19 protein-coding genes and 1 pseudogene are annotated in these 20,743 nt (G+C 64.5%); 1 reads left to right on the top strand and 19 read right to left on the bottom strand.

All coding sequences use genetic code 11. The features are described 5' to 3' along the window. Positions 1 to 48: 48 nt before the first annotated feature. The 9 genes and pseudogenes from eno to KAR29_RS09385 all read right to left on the bottom strand — a co-directional run bounded on the left by eno (position 49) and on the right by KAR29_RS09385 (position 10,122). Positions 49 to 1,329, bottom strand: coding sequence for a phosphopyruvate hydratase (gene eno, locus KAR29_RS09350; RefSeq protein ID WP_274372733.1), 1,281 nt, complete (start codon positions 1,327 to 1,329; stop codon positions 49 to 51). Positions 1,330 to 1,384: 55 nt separating this feature from the next. Then, entirely contained in the window at positions 1,385 to 1,669 is a 285-nt protein-coding gene (locus KAR29_RS09355; protein ID WP_274372734.1) for a S4 domain-containing protein, read from the bottom strand. Between the two features lie 316 nt (positions 1,670 to 1,985). Then, entirely contained in the window at positions 1,986 to 3,110 is a 1,125-nt protein-coding gene (locus tag KAR29_RS09360) for a baeRF10 domain-containing protein (RefSeq protein WP_274372735.1), read from the bottom strand. A gap of 58 nt (positions 3,111 to 3,168) precedes the next feature. Beyond that, the gene (rpoD, locus tag KAR29_RS09365; RefSeq protein ID WP_274372736.1) at positions 3,169 to 4,332 is read right to left on the bottom strand and encodes an RNA polymerase sigma factor RpoD; all 1,164 of its coding nucleotides are present in this window, start codon (positions 4,330 to 4,332) and stop codon (positions 3,169 to 3,171) included. Continuing rightward, positions 4,332 to 6,092, bottom strand: coding sequence for a DNA primase (gene dnaG, locus KAR29_RS09370; protein ID WP_274372737.1), 1,761 nt, complete (start codon positions 6,090 to 6,092; stop codon positions 4,332 to 4,334). The genes rpoD and dnaG overlap by 1 nt, the downstream gene beginning before the upstream one ends. Before the next feature lie 96 nt (positions 6,093 to 6,188). Further along, positions 6,189 to 8,153 (bottom strand): sodium-translocating pyrophosphatase, encoded by a 1,965-nt coding sequence (locus KAR29_RS09375; protein ID WP_274372738.1) that lies wholly within the window; start codon positions 8,151 to 8,153, stop codon positions 6,189 to 6,191. Positions 8,154 to 8,312: 159 nt separating this feature from the next. Continuing rightward, on the bottom strand, positions 8,313 to 8,633 hold the full coding sequence (locus KAR29_RS09380) for a hypothetical protein (protein ID WP_274372739.1): 321 nt from the start codon (positions 8,631 to 8,633) through the stop codon (positions 8,313 to 8,315). A 26-nt stretch (positions 8,634 to 8,659) separates the two neighbouring features. Then, positions 8,660 to 8,971, bottom strand: a pseudogene (locus KAR29_RS14090) (molybdopterin-guanine dinucleotide biosynthesis protein B); the annotation flags it as partial. A 56-nt stretch (positions 8,972 to 9,027) separates the two neighbouring features. Then, positions 9,028 to 10,122 (bottom strand): AI-2E family transporter, encoded by a 1,095-nt coding sequence (locus tag KAR29_RS09385; protein ID WP_311135635.1) that lies wholly within the window; start codon positions 10,120 to 10,122, stop codon positions 9,028 to 9,030. A 686-nt stretch (positions 10,123 to 10,808) separates the two neighbouring features. On the opposite strand from KAR29_RS09385, the gene KAR29_RS09390 reads away from it, so the two are divergent. Beyond that, positions 10,809 to 11,153 carry a hypothetical protein gene (locus KAR29_RS09390; protein WP_274372740.1) on the top strand — a complete coding sequence of 115 codons (345 nt, stop codon included), beginning with the start codon at positions 10,809 to 10,811 and terminating at the stop codon, positions 11,151 to 11,153. A 164-nt stretch (positions 11,154 to 11,317) separates the two neighbouring features. On the opposite strand, the gene KAR29_RS09395 is transcribed toward KAR29_RS09390, so the two are convergent. The 10 genes from KAR29_RS09395 to murJ all read right to left on the bottom strand — a co-directional run bounded on the left by KAR29_RS09395 (position 11,318) and on the right by murJ (position 20,726). Further along, on the bottom strand, positions 11,318 to 11,770 hold the full coding sequence (locus KAR29_RS09395) for a transposase (protein ID WP_274372741.1): 453 nt from the start codon (positions 11,768 to 11,770) through the stop codon (positions 11,318 to 11,320). Then, positions 11,700 to 12,353, bottom strand: coding sequence for a hypothetical protein (locus KAR29_RS09400; protein WP_274372742.1), 654 nt, complete (start codon positions 12,351 to 12,353; stop codon positions 11,700 to 11,702). The genes KAR29_RS09395 and KAR29_RS09400 overlap by 71 nt, the downstream gene beginning before the upstream one ends. A gap of 282 nt (positions 12,354 to 12,635) precedes the next feature. After that, the gene (guaA, locus tag KAR29_RS09405; protein WP_274374960.1) at positions 12,636 to 14,180 is read right to left on the bottom strand and encodes a glutamine-hydrolyzing GMP synthase; all 1,545 of its coding nucleotides are present in this window, start codon (positions 14,178 to 14,180) and stop codon (positions 12,636 to 12,638) included. A 141-nt stretch (positions 14,181 to 14,321) separates the two neighbouring features. Then, positions 14,322 to 15,953, bottom strand: a complete 1,632-nt coding sequence (groL, locus tag KAR29_RS09410) for a chaperonin GroEL (protein WP_274372743.1) — start codon at positions 15,951 to 15,953, stop codon at positions 14,322 to 14,324. A gap of 11 nt (positions 15,954 to 15,964) precedes the next feature. Continuing rightward, complete coding sequence (gene groES, locus KAR29_RS09415) at positions 15,965 to 16,255, bottom strand: co-chaperone GroES (protein ID WP_274372744.1); 291 nt, start codon at positions 16,253 to 16,255, stop codon at positions 15,965 to 15,967. Between the two features lie 314 nt (positions 16,256 to 16,569). Beyond that, positions 16,570 to 17,583, bottom strand: coding sequence for a tRNA (adenosine(37)-N6)-threonylcarbamoyltransferase complex transferase subunit TsaD (tsaD, locus tag KAR29_RS09420; RefSeq protein ID WP_274372745.1), 1,014 nt, complete (start codon positions 17,581 to 17,583; stop codon positions 16,570 to 16,572). Continuing rightward, positions 17,580 to 17,765: an FmdB family zinc ribbon protein gene (locus KAR29_RS09425; RefSeq protein WP_274374995.1), complete on the bottom strand. Its 186-nt coding sequence runs from the start codon at positions 17,763 to 17,765 to the stop codon at positions 17,580 to 17,582. The genes tsaD and KAR29_RS09425 overlap by 4 nt, the downstream gene beginning before the upstream one ends. Beyond that, on the bottom strand, positions 17,762 to 18,274 hold the full coding sequence (locus KAR29_RS09430; RefSeq protein WP_274372746.1) for a hypothetical protein: 513 nt from the start codon (positions 18,272 to 18,274) through the stop codon (positions 17,762 to 17,764). Before KAR29_RS09430 ends, KAR29_RS09425 begins: the two co-directional genes overlap by 4 nt. Then, positions 18,271 to 19,173, bottom strand: a complete 903-nt coding sequence (locus KAR29_RS09435) for an Hsp33 family molecular chaperone HslO (RefSeq protein ID WP_274372747.1) — start codon at positions 19,171 to 19,173, stop codon at positions 18,271 to 18,273. Before KAR29_RS09435 ends, KAR29_RS09430 begins: the two co-directional genes overlap by 4 nt. Then, positions 19,170 to 20,726: a murein biosynthesis integral membrane protein MurJ gene (gene murJ, locus KAR29_RS09440; RefSeq protein WP_274372748.1), complete on the bottom strand. Its 1,557-nt coding sequence runs from the start codon at positions 20,724 to 20,726 to the stop codon at positions 19,170 to 19,172. Before murJ ends, KAR29_RS09435 begins: the two co-directional genes overlap by 4 nt. Positions 20,727 to 20,743: the final 17 nt, after the last annotated feature.

Below are 20,743 nucleotides of genomic sequence, written 5' to 3' on the forward strand. Positions count from 1 at the left end.
GTCTCGACTCCTGTCTCTATGGCTTCTGCGCTGCCCTGTCATGAACTCTCAGCTGCGGCGGGAGAAAGGGGTTCGCCCCGCGAAGGGAGCCCTTCCTCCCAGTTCCTCGGCGATGCGGAGGAGTTGGTTGTACTTGGCGACGCGATCCGTTCGGGCGGGAGCCCCCGCCTTGATCTGCCCCGCTCCGGTGCCCACGGCCAAATCGGCGATGAAGGCGTCTTCCGTCTCGCCCGAGCGGTGAGAGATGACGGCGCCATAGCCGTTGCGGCGGGCCATATCGATGACCTGAAGCGTTTCCGTGACCGTCCCGATCTGATCGGGACGGACCCGAACGGCGTTGGCCACCCCCTCGTCGATGCCGCGGCGGAAGCGCCCGGGATGGGTGACGAAGAGGTCGCCGCCGACGAGCTGGACCTTCGAGCCCAGCCTCTCCGTGGCGACGGCCCACCCCTCCCAGTCCTCCTCGGCCAAGCCGTCCTCGATCGAGACCAGGGGATAGTCGCGGCAGAGTTCGTCGTAATAGTCGATCAGCTGAGAGGAGGACAAACTCCTCGCCTCCTTGCGAAGACGATAACGGTCTCCCTCGCGGAGTTCCGTGGCGGCCACGCCGAGAGCGAGGCCCACGTCATCGCCGGGGCGATAACCGGCCGCGACGATGGCCTCGACGAGCAGATCCAGGGCCTGGCGGCTGCTCCCGAGACGGGGAGCGAAGCCACCTTCGTCGCCGACGGCCGTCGAGTGCCCCCCGGCCCGGAGGATCCCCTTCAGGTGATGGCAGATCTCGACGCCCATACGCAGCGCCTCGGAGAACTCGGAAGCGCCGTGGGGAACGATCATGAACTCCTGAATGTCGAGGCCGACGGCGGCGTGGACGCCGCCGTCGATGACGTTCATCATGGGCAGGGGCAGCGAGTAGGGTCCCATGCCTCCGATCCAGGCCCAGAGGGGCCTGTCGTGTTCCAGGGCGGCCGCACGGGCCACGGCCATCGAGACGGCGAGGATGGCGTTGGCCCCCAGCCTCCCCTTGTCGGCCCTGCCGTCTTCGTCGATCATCGCCCCGTCGACGAGGAACTGATCGGAGGCCTCCGTGCCGATCAGGAGAGGCGAGAGGACGTCATTGACGTTCCGGACGGCGTCGAGGACTCCCCTGCCCATGTACCGATCGCCTCCGTCGCGAAGTCCGACGGCCCCGAAGCCTCCCGTCGACGCTCCGGAGGGGACGATGGCCCGGGCCGTCACTCCGCTGTCGAGCCAGACCTCGGCCTCGACGGCGGGAGTGCCTCTCGAATCGAGGACCTCCCTGCCGTGAATTCCCACTATCAGCCCCATCGCAAAACCACCTTTTTCCCCAAACTCTTTCCCCTCTCCCCTTTTCTCTCCCCCGTCAGACTCCGTCCTCGCCGGAGCGTCCACCTGGCGCCTTGCGCCGCTCCTCCATCAGAGAATAGGCCTCGACGCCGCGGCGCAAGGCCGTCTCGTCGTCGCAGAGCACGTCGACAAGAAGAGTCCGGCCGGGATAGGAGACTTCCAGCCGATCGCCGACGCGCACCTCCGACGAGGCCTTGGCCCTCCGCCCGCAGAGGAGAACGGCACCGGCCTCGATCATCTCCTGAGCCACGGTCCTGCGCTTGACCAGCCGCGACAGCTTGAGAAACTTGTCCGCCCTCATCATTTGATCCTCCAAGCACAAATCGTTGTTCAGTATAGCAAAAATATCGGCAAGGCATCAATGCGTTCCATCGGATATCTCCGAGCGGCCGGGGCCTTCGGCGAGGAGATCCCCTCGGTTCCCCCCACGGGGAAACCGAGGGGGATCGCCTCCCCCTTCCAGAAGTCTGTCAGGCTTGACCTGACTGCAGGGGATCATTACCCATTTCATGATATCTAAAAGAAATTCCTTGTTCGTGAAGTCAGATTCTTTGTCTTATGGGTCAGGCCAAATCAACCTTTTCCCCGAGCGACCGCACGGACTCCCAGAGGAAAAACTAGAGGGAAAAACGCAAAAGGGCCCCCAGTCCCTCCCACTCGCGAAGAGGAGAGGGACGTCCGAGGACGAGGACCTCCCCGTCCTTGTCGTAAACCTGACCGATGAGGGCTTCCATGAGATCGGGCTCTTCGACGGTCCCGCCGCCGCAGAGGGGACAGGTCTCCTCGTCGAGACCCAGAGCTCCGCAAGCGGGGCAACGGACACCGCGACGCAGCTCCCGTTCCTCGAGGAGGAGCTGATGGACGGCGCCTCTCCCCGAGGCGGCCAGCACGGCCCTCCATCCGGCGGCGGCAGGTCCTCCCTTGGGGGCTTCGGTCACGACTCTGTCGACGAGCGCCTCCCCCTCCTGCCAGAAACGGGTCTGAGCCCACTGATCGAGGAGAGCCCGCAGGGCTGCCTCTCCCCTTTCCGGCGTCTCGGGAAGAAGGTCCAGCTCCTCCGTCGGGAGCTGCTCCCTCAGGAGGTCGGTCAGGGGCAGCGCCAATTCCCTCGGTCCGGCGACGAGAGCGCGCCGGAAGGTCCCTCCCTTGAAAAGCGCTCTGGCCTGGACGGCGACGTCGCGAAGGATGCGGCCCGTCTCCTCCTCGGCATGGCGCTCGATGCGACGTTCTTCCATGCCCTGGCGACCTCCCGATTTGACCCTGGAGGGGAAATCGACGTCGCGCCGATGGATCAGTTCCAGCTCGGCGCCGAAACGGCGGAGGAAGGCGACGGTCCGGCTTTCGACGAGGAGAACGAGGGTCTCCCGAAAGGGAGAGAGAACCTGAACGAGAGGGAAAAGCTGCGGCTCTCTCCCCAGGCAGGCCGACGGCGCGACGGGGCCGGGGAGGGGCAGGGAAAAGGTTTGCGACCGGGGGCTGACGAAGAAGACCCAACCCTTGGGCAGGTCCGTCGAGAGATCTTCGACGCGGGGAAAGAGCCTCTCCAGAAGAATCCGCACCGATTCCTGATCCTCGCGAGGCCAGGTTTCGACGAGGCGCAGCGCCTCGCGATAGAGGTTCTTGAGGGCGATGACGATCTCCTTGGGCGAACGACGGCTCCGGTCCGTGTCGCCATAGAGAGAGAGGACGGCTGAGGCCGGGGAGAACTGTTCCCGCACGTCTCGGACCACGGCTTTTCTCACTGTCTGTCACCTCCTGTGGATATGCCTTCGCGCAGGAGCCGCAAAGGGGTGAAAGAAATCAATCGAGAAAATCGCGGAGCTTCTTGCTCCGGCTGGGATGACGCAGCTTGCGCAGCGCCTTGGCCTCGATCTGGCGGATTCTCTCCCGGGTGACGCCGAAGCGCTTCCCCACCTCCTCCAACGTATAGGCGTGACCGTCCTCGAGGCCGAAACGAAGCCGCAGGACCTGCTTCTCCCTGTCCGTCAGATCTTCGAGCATTCCCTCGAGCTGCTCTCTCAGAAGCTGGCCCGCCGCGGCGTCCTCGGGACTGGGCAGATCCTTGTCCTCCAGGAAGTCGCCGAGCTGGCTGTCCTCCTCCTCGCCGATGGGCGTCTCGAGGGAGACGGGCTCCTGGGCGATGCGCTGAATCTCCTCGACCCGCTCGGGGTTGATCTCCATCTCGCGGGCGATCTCCTCGGCCGTCGGCTCCCGCCCCAGACGCTGGACGAGCTGACGGGAGATGCGGATCAGCTTGTTGATCGTCTCCACCATGTGGACGGGGATGCGAATCGTCCGGGCCTGATCGGCGATGGCCCTGGTGATGGCCTGGCGGATCCACCAGGTGGCGTAGGTGCTGAATTTGAAGCCCTTGCGGTAATCGAACTTCTCGACGGCCCGGATAAGGCCCAGGTTCCCCTCCTGGATGAGATCGAGAAAGAGCATGCCTCGGCCGATGTACTTCTTGGCGATGCTGACGACGAGGCGCAGGTTGGCTTCGACGAGGGCCATCTTGGCCCTCGGATCGCCCTCTTCGACGCGCTTGGCCAGGGAGACTTCCTGTTCCGACGTGAGGAGGTTGATCTTGCCGATCTCCCTCAGATACATCCGGACGGGGTCGGAAAGAGGCAGATCTTCGAGATCGCCCACCTCGTCGTCCGGTCCCGTGGCCTGGACGATCTCCTCTCCGCTGGCGGCGGGACGGCGGTTTTCGTCGACGACCTGAATCTGCAGTTCGGCCAGCTCGGAGTAGAGGTTGTCCAGCGTCTCCTCCGTCAGGAACTCGGCCGGGAAATGTTTCTCGATCTCCTCGTAGGTGACGAAGCCCTTCTCGCGCCCCATCTGGAGCAGTTCCTTGATCTTGTCGATGTAGGAGAGGACTTCCTCGCGAGTGGGCTGTTTTTTGACGTCGGTTTCGCTCTTTGTCGTCTTGGGGCTCTTGGGCGACGTCTTCTTTTTGGTCATTACGTGGCTCTCCCTCCCTTCAGTTTTCCGGCGATTTCGCGATAACGGGACATCTCTTCGGCCGTGGCCTCGCCGGCGACCATTCTGGCCTTGATCACATCGTACTCCTCACGCAGACGGACCTCCGTCAGTCCCTGAAGGGCCAGGTCCCATCGGGATCGGTCCCGCGGGAGGCGCTCGCAGCGATCGCCTCCCGCGGCCAGCAGGGCCGGGGCCTTCTTTTCCTCCGTTTCGAGCCACCGGGCGGAGAGTTCTTCCGGCATCTCTCCGGCCAGGAGGGCACAGACGATGGAGCAGGCCACGGGGTCTTTCAGGAGGGGGAGGACGACGGAGGCGTCGGCTTCCGAGCGGAGCCGACCGTCGCTCCAGAGGAGCCAGCAGAGGATCTCCTCCCAGGGATCGCGAGGGTTTTCTTCTTCCCCCCCATCGACAGGTACGCAGGGAGAAACCCTTTTACCTTCCTCCGGCCTCTGCCCCCGGCCTTCGACGGAGAGAGAAAGGGAAAGCCCCTTCCTCCTCTCGTCGAGAATCTGCTGAAGCTGACGGGGAAAGACATCCATGGCCGAGGCGATTTCGGGGAGAAAGGGAGCGATATCCAGCAGGGGCAGGGAGAGAAGCCCTTCGATGAGCTCTTCGATGGCGCCCCTCCTCCTCCGTCGGTCGCGAAAGGCCTCGGCACGGAGGGCGATATGATGAGCCAGGAGAGGACGGGCCTCTCCGAGGGCTCTCTCGAAAGCCTCTTTCCCTCCCGGTTGGAGGAGCAGCTCGTCGGGGTCTTTGCCGGCCGGCAGGGCGACGACGTGGACGTCGAGGCCCGAGCGCTGAAGGACGTACATGCCCTTGAGCGTCGCCTCCTTGCCCGAAAGATCGGAGTCGTAGCAGATGTAGCAGCGATCGGAGAGGCGCTTGAGGAGACCGGCCTGCTCCTCCGTCAAAGCCGTGCCGAGGGAGGCCACGGCCTCGGTGAAGCCCTCGGCGTGGAGGCGCAGGGCATCCATGTACCCCTCGACGAGAATGGTTCTCCCCCGCTCCATGGCGACACGGCGGGCCCTGTCGATCAGGTAGAGGGAGCGCCGTTTGCTGTAGAGCTCGTTTTCGGGGCTGTTGATGTACTTGGCGCCCTCTCCGTCGACGAGACGGCCGCCGAAGGCGATGAGCTTACCCGTCAGGTCCCGGATGGGAAAGATGATCCGTCCCCGGAAACGATCGTAGAATCCCTTTTTCCCCGCCATGACGAGGCCGCTCTCTTCCAGAAGCTTGAGGGGGAAATTTTTGCCCTCAAGGTGACGGGCAAGGGCATCCCAGGCCCGAGGCGTCCACCCCAGCTCGAAGGCCTCCTCGTGAGTGCGGCTGACCTGGCGACGGGCCAGATAGGATCGTCCGATCTCTCCCGACGGAAGGCTCAAGGCCCTGCGGAAAAAGAGAAGGGCCTCGTCGAGGACGTCCCGCAGGCCGGTCCTTCGTTCCTCCGCCTTGCGGCGGACGACGACGCCGGCCCTCAGGGCCAGCTGTTCGAGGGCCTCGGGAAAGGAAAGGCCCTCTATCTCCATGAGAAAGGAGAAGATGTCGCCTCCCTTCCCGCAGCCGAAGCAGTGGTAGGTCTGGCGCTCGGGCGAGACGTGGAACGAGGGGGTCTTTTCTCCGTGGAAGGGGCAGAGACCGAGATAGTTGCGGCCCGCCTTGCGGAGGGGGACATAGGCACCGACGACGTCGACGATGTCCAGACGCGATTTGATCTCTGCGACGGCGTCATCGGCCATCACGCTCACCTCCCGGGAAGGAAGAGGGAACAGAGAGGAGGGCCCGGCCCTCTCCTCTGTTCCCTGAAGGTGCAACTTGGACGGAGCGGCGAGCCCTTAGAGGAAAAGAGGCGCCATCACCAGGGCCACGACGGACATGAGCTTGATCAGGATATTGAGGCTCGGTCCCGAAGTGTCCTTGAAGGGGTCGCCGACGGTGTCGCCGACGACGGCCGCGGAGTGGGCGTCGGACCCCTTGCCGCCGTGGTGCCCCTCCTCGATGTACTTCTTGGCGTTGTCCCAGGCGCCTCCGGCGTTGGACATGAAGATCGCCATCATGACGCCGGTGACGATGGAGCCGGCCAGGAGACCGCCGAGGGCCTCGGGGCCGAGGGCCATACCGACGACGACGGGACTGACCACGGCCAGGAGCCCCGGAACGACCATCTCGCGGAGAGAGGCCTTGGTGGAGATGTCGATGCAGCGCTCGTACTCGGGACGTCCCGTCCCCTCCATGATGCCGGGGATCTCGCGGAACTGGCGGCGGACTTCGTCGATCATGCTGGCCGCGGCCCGCCCCACGGCCTGAATGGTCAGGGCCGAGAAGACGAAGGGGAGCATGCCTCCGATGAAGAGACCGACCATGACGCGGGGATCGCTGAGGTTGATGACGTCGATGCCGACGGCGGCGGCGTAGGCCGCGAAGAGGGCCAGAGCCGTCAGGGCCGCCGACCCGATGGCGAGCCCCTTGCCGATGGCGGCCGTCGTGTTCCCCACGGCGTCGAGATGGTCGGTGATCTTGCGGACCTCGGGAGGAAGATGGCTCATCTCGGCCAGACCGCCGGCGTTGTCGGCGATGGGACCGTAGGCGTCGACGCTGAGGCTCATGCCGACGATGGAGAGCATGCCCACGGCGGAGCAGGCGATGCCGTAGAGACCGCCGTACTTGACGCCGACGAGGATGGCGGCGCAGATGAGGAGGACGGGAACGGCCGTCGAGATCATTCCGACGCCGATGCCGGCCAGGATGTTCGTGGCGTGTCCCGTCTCGGAGGCCTGAGCGATCTGCTGGACGGACTTGTAGGAGGAAGAGGTGTAGATCTCCGTCACGTAGCCGATGAGGACGCCGACGGCCACGCCGGCAAGGACGGCGAAAAAGAGGGTGGAATCTCCGTCGAAGACCATTTTCGTGGCCACCCAGGAGCCGGCGATCATGAAACCGCCCGTGGCGAAGGTCCCCATCCGCAGGGCGAGCTGGGGATTGCCCCCCTCTTTGACGCGGACGAAGAAGGTCCCGATGATGGCCGAGAAGATTCCCAGCGCCGCCAGGACGAGGGGATAGGCCACGCCGGCGCCGCCGAAGACGACGAGGCCTATGGCCATGGCGGCGATGATGGAGTTCACGTAGGACTCGAAGAGATCGGCGCCCATTCCGGCGATGTCGCCCACGTTGTCGCCCACGTTGTCGGCGATGACGGCGGGATTGCGCGGATCGTCCTCGGGGATGCCCGCCTCGACCTTGCCGACGAGGTCGGCGCCCACGTCGGCCGCCTTGGTGTAGATGCCGCCGCCGACGCGGGCGAAGAGGGCGATGGAGCTGGCGCCGAAGCCGAAGCCGGTGATGACGTTGGGATCGCGGAAGAGGAAGTAGCAGAGGGCGACGCCAAGAATGCCGATGCCGACGACGGACATGCCCATGACGGAGCCACCCGTGAAGGCCACGGCGAGGGCGCTGTTCATGCCCTTGACGGCCGCGGAAGCCGTCTTGCCGTTGGCCGTCGTGGCCACCCGCATGCCGACGTAACCGGCGACGGCGCTGCAGGCCGCGCCGAGCAGGAAGCAGACCGCCGAGGCCAGGCTGATCTTGAAGGCCAGCAGGAGAGCCACGAGAGCGACGAAGGGGACGAGGGCACGGTACTCGCGAGAGAGAAAGGCCATGGAACCCTTCTGAATGATCGCCGAAAGCTCGACGATCCTCTCGTTCTCAACTTCAAAGGACTTGATCTTTCCGACGGCGAAAAAGGCGTAGGCCAAAGCCACGATGCCTGCCCCACCGGCCAACCAGAGCAGCTGCGCTTCCATCCGATGAAACCTCCTTTAATCCTTGTGCGATTTCTGATAAGGGCGCACCCCACCTTACCCTTATGAAGGGCCGGAGCGAACCTCATTATAGACAGGACCTTGAGCCATTACAAGAAAGGACGCGAAAAAGGGGGAAACCCTCGAACGCTCAGGAAGAGGTCAGCTCCCTTCCCCCCCGTCTCCGGCTTCCTCCCGGCCGATGAAGAGAGTCAGCCCCTGAGCGAGGTCCTCTCCTCCCTTGAGGGCCCGGACCATGCCCTTGACTCCGCCGGCGAGAAAATCGGCGACGAAGGCCTTGGCGGGAATCCGCCTCGTTCCCCCGTAAAGGGCGACGCCCGTCGGCTCCGCCCTGCGCCACCTGTCGAAAAGAAGGGAAGCCAGAGCCTCCACCCCCTCCGATCCGAAAAGCCGCTCCTCCGGTCGGCTTTCGCTCCGAGCCCGGTCGTAGCGGGCGATGACGCCGGAGACCGCCTCGGGCACCTCCCCCCCGGAGCGACCCAGATCCGCGGCAGGGGAAGGGATTTGGCCCCTTCGACGAGGACGATGTCGACGGCGGGAAAGAAGCGGTAGACGATCTCCTCCAGGCTCAGATCGCCGGCCCGCTCGAGTCGGACGCCCTCATCGCTCCACAAAAGAGCGGGCACGCCCCGCATGAGGATCCTCCCGCTGTCCGTCGAGGCGCCGGAAAGGGGGGATTCGCAGCTGTGCTTGATGAAAGCGACGTCGACGCCTCGCTCCTTGAGGCGCTCGACGAGTTCCACGCAGAGGGTGGTTTTCCCGCTGTCCTTGAAACCGGAGACGGCGACGACGAAAGGCACGGACGAACAGCTCCTTTCCTCACGGAAGGCGATGGCTCGGGGAACGCCGCGACGGTTCAGCTGCTGCGGGCCTCCCGCCAGGCGAGGCGATAGGTGTCAAGGAGGAAGATGAAAACCGTCAGAACGAGGGGACCGAGAAAGAGACCGAGAAAGCCCCAGGCCGCAAGGCCGCCGACGACACCGATGAAGACGACGAGAAGAGGCACCTTGCTCCCCTCGGAAATGAAGATGGGCCGGACGAGATTGTCGACGGCGCTGACGACGGCGACGCCCCAGACGAGAAGAATGACGCCGCTGCGGACATCGCCGGACAGGATGAGGAAAAGGGCCCCCGGCCCCCAGATGAGAGGCGTTCCGACGAAGGGGATCATGGCCAAAATGAACATGAGAAGGCCGAAGATGGCCGGATTGGGCAGGCCGACGAAAAGCCAGCCCAGAAGGCCGAGAAAGGCCTGGAGACCGGCCGTCAGCGTCACGCCGTAGATCATGGCCGTCATCATCCGCCTGATGCGGTCGAAGAAGACGCCGCGCTGATCGAGGGATAGAGGCGTGATGTCGCTGACGAACTGGACGATCAGATGGCCGTCCTTGAGCAGAAAAAAGGAGGCCACGGCAATGACGATGAGCTGATAGCCGAGGCGGAAGGCATTCTCGAGAAAGGCCCGGGAGGCCGTGGCCAAAGAGGAGGCCAGCCACGCCGCCGTCTGTCGCAGAGTCCCCCCCAGGAAGGAGAGGGGATCGAGAAAGGGGACGAGCCTAGCCGCCACCCCCTCGGGCAGGAAAGATTCCAGGGTGACGGCCGCGTTCGGATCGAGGCGGAGGAAATGGTCGACGAAGTAACCGTAAAGACGGATGCCCTCGCGGGCGAGGGAAATGCCGACGAAGAGGGCCGGAATGACGAGAAGGAGCACGATGGCCGCCGTCGTCAGAGCCGCGGCCACGACGGGGAGACGCCCTCTGAAGAGTCGGGTCTGGAGCCCTCGGTAGAGAGGATAGGCGAAAAACGAGAGCAGAGCCGACCAGGCCAGAGGACGCAGAAGGGGAAAAGCGACGATATAACTCAGAACCGCCGTCAGGGCGAAGACGGCGACGAAGGGATAAAGGGCTGCCCGATTCGCGGCACCGATGTGAAAGTCACCTTTTCCGTCCAGAGCAAGGGCCTCCTTTCCTCAGAGCTGCCAGATCCGCAAGAATCGATCCTGCATGCCGCGACAGACGGTCGCCGGCCGACAGAAAAAGGAGAGCCGCCCGAGCTCTCGAAGAAACGGCACTCTTCGAGCCCCCGACCGAGAAAGTCCCTCTCCCTGCAAGAAAGAGCCAGCCCGAGGCGGGCCATGACCACGGGCCTTGTTTCTCGTCTCGACTTGCTCCATTCCGCACGCCGCAGCGTTCAACCGCCGCTGTCGAAATGCCGTCGACCGGGCATCATCGACCCGGCCGAATTTCCACCCCACCATAGCATAGAGCCGATAACCTTTCAATCCGCTTTCTATAAAATGAAATTTTAATAAAAACATGACCGTCGCGGCAAAAGAGCGCCTCGTCCTCCATTCCGTTCTTCCCCGTCTTCATATTCTTTCTTCATATTCTTTCTCTCTAATATCCTTAGGGATGTTTTTATAATATTATCAGGGATGTTTTTCATCCGAAAGGGGAAAGTCCGAGGGACAGGCAGCCCGAAAGGGCGCGCGGAGATCGTCTCGCGGCCCCTTCAAGGGAACCCGTGCAACAGGAAGAATTTCACCAGAGGGGCTTACTGTCCGGCGACCTCCTCCGCTCCGTCAAATTGCATGCAATAATAGCGCGAATAGAGCCCTCCCCTTTCAAGAAGCTCTGCATGGCTTCCTCGGTCCACGATGCCCTCATCCGTTATGACAATTATTTCATCCGCGTTGCGGATCGTGCTGAGCCGGTGAGCGATAACGATCGTGGTCCTGTTCTGCGAAAGCCTGTCGAGCGACTCCTGGATATAGCGTTCACTCATTGGCCGCAACTTAGCCGAATATTCAAGAAGGTGTCCATCTATCAATTAGGTTCTCTCTGGCTAGACATCCTCCCGCCGTCCTCTCCGGTAGCGCTCGGGCAAGGGATCGGCCCTGACGGCGCCGATCCGGAGCGAGGCCGGGTCGAAGAGGAAGCCTTCGTGATAAAGAACGGTTTGGAGGAGGCCCGTGTGTGGTGAAAGTGCTCGGCGTAGAGGAGAGGTCCCATCTCCTTGACGTCGCTTCGCGGCTCCTTCTCCGGTTCCCTGCGCACCTGGCCCGAGACGATGACCGTCAGGGCCACGCAGATGACGATTTCGACTGTGCTTTTTCCCCGAACCGAGACGAGAGGCCGAAGGGACTTTTAAGCTCCTTTTTTAAGCTCCTTGAAAAAGATCTCCACGGCCCATCGGGCCCGGTAAAGATCAGCGATCTCCTCGGGAGAGACCTTGTCCGCCGGCAGATGGGTGACGTGGAGATGATATTCGCCGGTCTTCTCGTTTTTGACGCCGACGAAACGAAGGGGACGGAAGGCAGGGTCTTCCTCGATCTCCCGCACCTTCTTGTCCGTGATGTTACGGGGGGCAAAAAGTCCTTCGGCGTCGAGGACCTGGCGGCGCCGGTGGGGTTCCGCCTCCTGGAGGCGCCGGTGACGGAGGTCGATGCGGTTTCCCGGCCCTTCCCTCAGGCTCCGAAGCAGAAGGGGGTTGCTGTTCGTCTTCAGGCGACTGATGAAAAAGCCTCCGCTATCGTCGATTTCCCGGAAGCGCTCGATCTTGAAAGAACCCAGGTCGAAAAGGAGCAGGTGCCCTTCCATCCACGCCTCCGTCGGCAGGAGGGGGCTTTCGGCCGTCTTGCCCGAGAGGTACGGAAAAGGCCCCGGGAGCGCGATCGAGAAGCCCGAGTTGAACGTTCAGCTTCGCCGCCGCGGGACAGGTCGTGCTCCTGGCGTCGGGAAAGCTCTCGGCCAGATCGGGATGAAGAGGAATCAGGGTGCTGTCGATGGCGACGATCTCCCTGATGTCGCAGGCCTCGAGCGCCGTCGCCCTCGCGGGGAGCGCCTCGAAGACGACGCGAGCCATGGCGCGCTCCAGGCATCTTTTGAGGAATTCGAGCCGTTCCGGCGTGAAGCGATCGTAGAAGGCGGGCCAAGTCATCCGGTCCGGCGCGACTTTCTCATGGCTCCGATGGAGCCGGAGAAGACACAGGCGGCTCGAAGAGCCGAAAGCGAGAACCAGATGCCCAAAAAAGACCATCGGATCGAGAGTGCGGACCCCTTCGACGAAGCCCGATGTCTTGGCCTGCTCGAGAATCCACCGGCGCGGAAAGAGCTCCGAGAGCCTCTGCCCCCTCTCCTGGGCCAAAGGATTTTCATGGCTTTCAAGACTCGGCGTTCGCATGGGATCCTTCCTCCTGGTCGATGCGAGGGATGATTCCATACGGACAGGCACGTCGGGCAGGAGCCGCAATCGTCGTTCTATCCGGAATATTCGGCTAAGTTACAGCCAATGAGGGGCCCGGCGAGGGCGAAAGACCACGCCAAGCGCGGTCTTTCGCGGGCCTCCCCGTGCCGGTCAGCCGACGACCCTCTCGGTCAGCCTGCACGTTCGCAAAAACATCCCCGGAACCCTTTGCATTGCGCAGGTTTCCGGGGATAGGTCACCGTTTATTCGCAGCCGACCTCATTCCCACTCGATCGTTGCGGGGGGCTTGCTCGTCACGTCGAGGACGACGCGATTGACGCCTTCCACCTCGTTGCAGATCCGCCGCGACACTCGGTCGAGAAGCTCCGGCGACAGGCGCACCCAGTCGGCCGTCATGCCGTCCTGGGAGTGGACGGCCCGGAGGACGACGGCCTCGGCGTAGGTCCGAACGTCGCCCATGACGCCTACGGTGCGCACCGGCAAAAGGACGCAGAAGGCCTGCCACATCCTGTCGTAGAGGCCGGCGGCAACGATCTCCTCGGCGAAGATGGCGTCGGCCTCGCGGAGGACGTCGAGGCGGCCCGGGGAGACCTCGCCGAGGCAGCGCACGGCCAGACCGGGACCCGGAAAGGGGTGACGGCCCAGGATCGCGCCGGGAACGTCCATGAGGGCTCCGATGGCGCGGACCTCGTCCTTGAAGAGGTCTCTCAGCGGCTCGAGGAGGCCGAAGGCGATGTCGTCGGGAAGGCCGCCGACGTTGTGATGGGTCTTGATGACCGAGGCTCCCTTGCCCTTGAAGCCGCTTTCGATGACGTCGGGGTAGAGAGTCCCCTGGAGAAGCCACTGGGCGCCGCCGATCTCGGCGGCCTTGGCCTCGAAGACGCGGACGAAGGTCTCGCCGATGATCTTGCGCTTCCGCTCGGGCTCGACGACGCCCTCAAGACGGGAGAGAAAGGTCTGCGAGGCATCGACGTAGTGGACCTTGAGTTTGAGTTTCTCCCTGTAGAGGTCGAGGACGGACCGGGCCTCGTCCTTGCGGAGGAGGCCGTTGTTGACGAAGATGCACTCGAGCCTGTCGCCGACGGCACGGCTCGTCAGGACGGCGGCCACCGTCGAATCGACGCCTCCCGACAGGCCGCAGACGACCCGATCGCCACCGACCTTGGCGGCGATTTCCGAGGTCATCTGGTCGACCCAGCCCGAGAGGTTCCAGCTTTCCTCGCAGCGGCAGACGTCGAAGAGGAAGTTGCGCAACACATCCAGCCCTCCTTCCGTATGGACCACTTCGGGGTGAAACTGGAGGGCCAGGACCTTGCCGTCCCTGCCGGAGAAGGCGGCGGGCGCGCCCGATTCGCTCTCGGCATGGACGGAGAAGCCGGTCGGAACGGCGGCCACCTCGTCCCAGTGACTCATCCAGGCCTGAAAGGTCGCGGGCAGCCCTCGGAGGAGAGGGTTGCCCGCCGCGGTGACGCGAACGACGGAGGCACCGTACTCGGCGCTCGCCCCCTTGCGCACCTTGCCGCCCAGGACATGGGCCAGAAGCTGCATGCCGTAGCAGATGCCCAGGACGGGGACGGATCCGTCGAGCAGACGTCCGTCGATCGTCGGGGCTCCCGGAGCGGTGGCGCTGGCCGGCCCGCCGGAAAGGATGATCCCCTTGGGGTGCCGGGAGAGAATCGTCTCCACCGGAGCGTCCCAGGGGAGGATTTCGCTGTGGACCTTGAGCTCCCGGACGCGCCTGGCGATGAGCTGGGTGTACTGGGAGCCGTAGTCCAGAACCAGGATGTTGTCCTTGACGTTCATCATCGATCGGGCCCGAGGGCCCACACCTCCATCGTGGGGAATCCCCCTCATGGTAGCAGAAGAAGGGCAGCCGATACAGCGGCGGCAGGTTACGAAAAGGCCCCCGTTCCGGGAGAACGGGGGCCTTCGCGGCGACGGGCTCTAGAAGTCGCCCATTCCCATGCCGCCTCCGGGCATGGGAGGCATGGCATCCTTCTTCTCGGGCTTGTCGGCAACAAGGGCCTCGGTGGTGAGGACCATGGCGGCGATGGAGCCGGCGTTCTGGAGGGCGCTGCGGGTCACCTTGAGAGGATCGATGATGCCGGCGGCGATCATGTCCTCGTAGTCGCCCGTGGCGGCGTTGAGGCCCTGTCCCTTGGGAAGGGCGATGACCTTCTCGACGACGACGTCGCCCTGGAGACCGGCGTTGTCGGCGATGAGGTGGAGAGGAGAGGTGAGGGCCTTGCGGACCAGCATGGCTCCGGTCCTCTCGTCGGCATTGAGGTTCTCGAGGAAGGCGTCGAGGGCCTTGACGGAGTTGACGAGAGCCACGCCGCCTCCGGCGACGATGCCCTCCTCCACGGCGGCCCTGGTGGCGTTCAGGGCATCTTCGATGCGATGCTTGAGCTCCTTCTGCTCCGTCTCCGTGGCGGCTCCGACCTGGATGACGGCGACGCCGCCGACGAGCTTGGCCAGGCGCTCCTGGAGCTTCTCCTTGTCGTACTCGGAGGTGGAGTTCTCGAGCTCGACGCGGATCTGGGCGGCGCGCTTGCGGATGGCGTCGGCATCGCCCGAGCCGTGGACGATGGTCGTGTCGTCCTTGGTGACCTTGACGCGCTTGGCGCGACCCAGCATGGAGAGGTCGGCGTTCTCGAGCTTGAGACCCAGGTCTTCGGTGATGACCTGACCGCCGGTGACGACGGCGATGTCGGCCAGCATGGCCTTGCGGCGGTCGCCGAAGCCGGGGGCCTTGACGGCGCAGACGTTGAGGATGCCGCGAAGCTTGTTGACGACGAGAGTGGCCAGGGCCTCGCCCTCGACATCCTCGGCGATGATCAGGAGGGGCTTGCCGGTCTGGACGACCTTCTCCAGCAGGGGAAGGAGATCCTTCATGCTGCTCACCTTGCCGTCGTTGATGAGGATGTAGGCGTCGTCGAGGGAGGCCTCCATCCGCTCGGGATCGGTGATCATGTAGGGGCTCACGTAGCCCTTGTCGAACTGGAGGCCCTCGACCATCTCAAGGGTGGTGCCGACGGTCTGGCTATCCTCGATGGAGGTGACGCCCTCCTCGCCGACCTTGTCCATGGCCTCGGCGATGAGGTCGCCGATGGCGCGGTCGTTGGCGGAGATGGCGGCGACCTGAGCGATCTTGGCCTTCTCCTTGACGGGGATGGACATGGCCTTCAGCTCGTCGACGACGACGTCGACGGCCTTCTCGATGCCGCGGCGCATGAGCATGCCGTTGGCTCCGGCTGCGACGTTCTTCATGCCCTCGCGGATGATGGCGCGGGCCAGGACGGTGGCCGTCGTCGTGCCGTCTCCGGCGACGTCGTTCGTCTTGGAGGCCACTTCTTTCAGAAGCTGGGCGCCCATGTTTTCGAAGGGATCTTCGAGCTCGATCTCCTTGGCGATGGTGACGCCGTCATTGGTGATGGTGGGAGAGCCGAACTTCTTCTCGAGGACGACGTTCCGTCCCTTGGGGCCGAGGGTGATGCCGACGGTGTCGGCCACCTTGTTGATGCCGCGCTCGAGGGAGCGGCGGGCCTCTTCGTCAAAGGCAAGAATCTTGGCCATGGTTTTCCCTCCTACTTTTCGACGATGGCGAGAACGTCGCGCTCGCTGAGGATGAGGTACTCCTCGCCCTCGATCTTGACCTCGGTGCCGGCGTACTTGCTGTAGATGACGCGGTCGCCGACTTTGACCTCAAGAGGAAGTTTCTGTCCGTTCTCGAGGATCTTGCCCGTGCCGACGGCGGCGACTTCGCCCTCCTGGGGCTTCTCCTTGGCCGTCTCCGGCAGGACGATCCCACCCTTGGTGCGGCTCTCCTGGGTCACGGCCTTCACGACGATGCGATCAGCCAAAGGCTTCAACTGCACAGTCTATCCCTCCTTGTGCTTGATGGCTCTTCTGTTATGTTAGCACTCATTTGAGACGAGTGCCAGCAGGTTGGCTATGATATTAGCGTCAACGTTGATCAAACTCAAGTCCCAAATTTTGCCCTAGAAGGCGATCTGCGTCGTTTTTGGCCTTTTATCTCTTTTTTCCTCCGCCAGAGGACCTCATTGACTATCGCGGAAGAGAAGAGGGCCCTGCGGCTTTCGCCTCAGAGGCCCTCTTCTCTTCCGCGGCAGGGAAGGATCGGGACAGGGAAGGGCTCGAAAGGGGGAGGGCCGATCCCGACGGCCCTCCCTCAGGGCGAGGCCAGCGGCCAGGAGGGATCGGGCGTGAGCGTCAGGTCGGAGCGGACACCCCGCTTCCAGTTGTTGTAGCCGGCGGCGGCGATCATGACGGCGTTGTCGGTGCAGAGATCCCTGGGCGGGATGTAGCTCTTCCACTGACGGGCCGCCGCCATTCGCTCCCTGAGGGAACTGTTGGCGGCGACGCCTCCGGAGAGGACCACGGAGCGGACGCCCGTCCGGGCCACGGCGAGGCGGACCTTGGCCATGAGGGCTGCCAGGGCCGCCTCCTGGAAGGAGGCACAGATGTCCTCCAGGGGGATCTCTGCCCCCTCGAAACGGCGCAGCAGCCAGAGTACGGCTGTCTTGAGGCCGCTGTAGCTGAACTCGACGGCGTCGCTGTCTTTCATGGGGACGGGAAGGGGAAAGGCCTTGGGATTCCCCTTCCGAGCCAGATCGTCTATGGCGGGACCGCCGGGATAGGGAAGGCCCAGGAGTTTGGCCACCTTGTCGTAGGCCTCGCCGACGGCGTCGTCTCGCGTCATCCCCAGAAGACGGTAGTCGCCGAAGGCCCGGACGTGAACGATCTCCGTGTGGCCGCCGGAGACGATGAGGGCCAGAAAGGGGGGGACGAGATCGTCATGGGCGACGACGTTGGCGAAAAGATGGCCCTCGAGGTGATTGATTCCGACGATAGGCAGCTCCCAGGCCTGGGCAAGGGCCTTGGCGGCCATGACGCCGACGAGGAGGGACCCCATGAGCCCCGGGCCTGCCGTGACGGCCACGAGCGAGAGTTCCCGAGGGGCGTTGGCGACGCCGCCCCGTCGGAGGACCTCGCGGAGGAGAGGGATGAGGGTCCGAAGGTGTTCCCGAGAGGCCGTCTCGGGAATGACCCCTCCCCAGGGGGCGTGGAGGGCGATCTGGCTGGCCAGAGCCGTGGCCCGGACTCTCCGGCTCCCTTCGAGGAGGGCGACGGAGGTGTCGTCGCAGCTGCTTTCGATGGCCAGGGTCAGGAAGGGACGACTCACCGGCCCCCACCTCCGCAGCCCGAGCAGCCCGAACAGGAGCCGCCGCAGCTTTTGGGACGACGGGCCTCCCCTTCCAGATGGATGAGGACCTTGCCCCGGCAGAAGGGGCATGTGGACGAAAGACGTTCCGACCGGAAGACCTTCCCGCAGGAGGCGCAGCGATAGGCGTGCACGGCCGTCACCTCGGAGCGGTCCATTCCGTGCCGTACTCGCCGTAGCCCAGGGAGATGGGCCCCCGGGCCGGCAGAGCCTTGGTGGGGATCAGGACGGCCACCGTCGCCTCGAGCCCCGTGGGCAGATCGCCCTCGGGAAGGTAGTGAATGCGGGCACGGATGTCCTCGAGGGTCACCTTGTGGTCGCCCACGCGGAGCTCTCGGGGGTCGAAGGTCCAGGGTTTGAGGACCTTGAGGCGGATGACAAAGAGCGTCTTCCCTTTGGCGCCGTAGTTCTGACCGTGCCAGGCGAGCCAGTCGGGAACGTCGGGATTTCCCGACAGGCTGCGGGCCAGGGCCTGATCGACGAGGATGAAGGCCAGGCGGGCACGGGCGCCGAGGACCATGTCTCCCAGGACCTGTCCCTCGACCCAGACGTTGGCCGTCCGGGCGTCGAGAAGTTCCCGGAAGGTGGCGGCCTCGCCCGCCGCCGTCACGAATAGGAGGAGCAGGGAGAGAAGGGCGGCGGGAGCTCTCATGATCTCTGCCTCCTCTGAAGGTCGGCGATCTCGTCGGGGGAGAAGAGGTAGGAGGTGTTGCAGAAATGACAGCGGACCTCCTGGCTCTCGTCGACGCTCTCCCCTCCCAGGGCCGCCATAAGGCCGGCCGAGGCCACGTCACGGTCGCAGCGACAGCCGAAACGGTATTCCTGACGGCCCAGCCAGTAGAGGTCGAGGCCCGAGGCGAAACGTTCGACGACGCGCCTCACGTTTCCCTCCTCTTGGAGGAAGAGGCCGCTCAGCTGGGGCAGGGAGCGGAACCGGCGCTCCACTTCGTCGGCGAAGGCCTCCGTCGTGTCGGGAAAGAGCTGGACCATCAGTCCCCCCGCGGCGACGACGACGCCCTCGTGTTCGAGAACGCCCAGGGCGAGGGCCGTCCTGGTCTGTTCGGATCGGACGTAGTAGGCCGCCACGTCTTCGGCGATCTCTCCCGAACGGAGAGGAACCTGGCCTCGGACCGGCTCCTTCAATCCCAGGTCTTTGATGACCGACAGGGTTCCCGAGCCCACGGCGGCGGCGACGTTCCACTTGCCAGGCCCTTTGGGCTCGGGCTCGGCCGAGGGGTTGGCGACGAATCCCCGCATGACCCCCTCCGATTCGGCGTCGGCGACGATCTTGCCCAGCGGTCCGTCGCCGTCGACGGAAAGGGTGACTCGGGCCCGACGGCTCTTTTTCATGTCGTCGGCCATGAGGAGAGAGGCCATGGAAAGACGGCCCAGGGCGGCCGTGGCCGTTCCCGACAGACGGTGGAGGGCCTTGAGATGGGCCACCAATTCCCGGGCCTCGACGGCGAGGAGACGGGCCTCCTCACCTCCGACGAGGGCCCGGACGACGAGGGCCTGAGGGGCCTGCGCCGCTTCGTTGCTTTCGTTTCTCATGACGGATCATCCTTCCTGCAGGCATTCGAGAGCCAGTTCCATTCCTGAGCGCGCGCCAATGCCGTGAGGAGGCCATAGGCGCCGCCTCCGGCGACGGTGACGGAGAGGACCCAGGCGGCACGGAGCGAGAGGTTGGCCGTCGGCGGATAGGGACAGAAGAAGCGGAAGAGCGCGACGACGGCGACGAGGGCGACGAGCCCGGGGAGCAGACGGACGAGCCAGCTCCACCGGAGGAGTTTCAGCGGACGGCCCAGGCTCCCGCAGAGACGATGGTACCCCACGGCGGCCGCTCCGGCAAAGGCCAGAGAGGAGGCCAGGGCAAGGCCTCTGTAGGAGAGAGGTCCCATGAGGAGGAGGCAGAAAAGAAGGTTGACCCCGACGCTGGAGGCCGTCACGAAGAGGGCGTCGCGGGGAAGGCCGCGGGCGTAGAGGGCCCTCATGATGACCGTCGTCAGGGCCATTCCCGGCAGCCCCAGAGCGTACATGGAGAGGGCCTGGGAGGTTGCGTGCCAGGCCCAGTCGTCGAAGGCGCCTCTCCGGAAGAGGAGGTGGACCATTTCATCGGATACGAGAAAAAGACCGGCCGAGACGGGGAGAACGATGAAGAGGGCGAAGCGCAGGGCATCGCGGGTCACTTCGGCGAAGAGCTCCTCCCCGTCGAGGACGTGCCGGGCCAGGAGAGGGAGGACGGCCTGGGAGATGGCGATGACGAAAAGGCCCAGGGGGAGCTGAAGGATTCTGTCGGCGTAGTTGAGGACGGAGATGGCCCCCTCCTCCAGGAAGGAGCCGAGCATGCGGCTCACGATGGGGTTGACCTGATTGAGAGAGAGCCCTGCGGCGTAGGGGAAGAAGAGGAAGAACATGCGCCTGAGGTCTGTGTCCCTCCGATCGGGCCTGGCGGGAAGGAGCAGAACGCCGAGACGCCCCGCCCAGAACCATTGGAGGAGAAACTGGACGAGGCCGCCGCAGAGGACGGCCACGGGAAGGGCCCAGATGCCCCAGAGGCGGAAAGAGGCCAGAAGCACGACGAGGTAGACGACGTTGCTCAGGGCCGGGGCGAGAGAGGGGACGAAGAAGCGGTCCATGCTGTTGAGAACGCCCATGGCCAGGGCAGACAGAGACATGAGGAGCAGGAAGGGCAGGATCTGCCGCGTCAGGCCCAACGCCAGGACCGATTCTTCGGCCGAGAAGCCCGGCGCCATGAGGCGGACCAGGAGAGGGGCCAGGAAAAATCCGGCGGCCACGACGGCGACGCCGGCGACGACGAGGACCGTCAGGGCCTGACAGGCCAGGGAGCGGGCCCTGTCTCTGCCGTCACGGACAAGGACCTGGGAGAAGACGGGGACGAAGGCCGCCGAAAGGGCTCCCTCGGCCAGGAGCTGGCGAGAGAGATTGGCCAGGGTATAGGCGATGAAGAAGGCGTCAAGCTGCCGCGTGGCGCCGAAGAGGGCCGCCGTGACCATTTCCCGGGCCAGGCCCAGGAGACGGCTGGCCAGAGTTCCGACCATCATCGTCAGGGCGTGGCGGACCATCCTTGCAAGCGAGGACGACATTCTTTTATGATGACCTC

The organism is Aminithiophilus ramosus (genome assembly GCF_018069705.1).
Taxonomy (GTDB): domain Bacteria; phylum Synergistota; class Synergistia; order Synergistales; family Aminithiophilaceae; genus Aminithiophilus; species Aminithiophilus ramosus.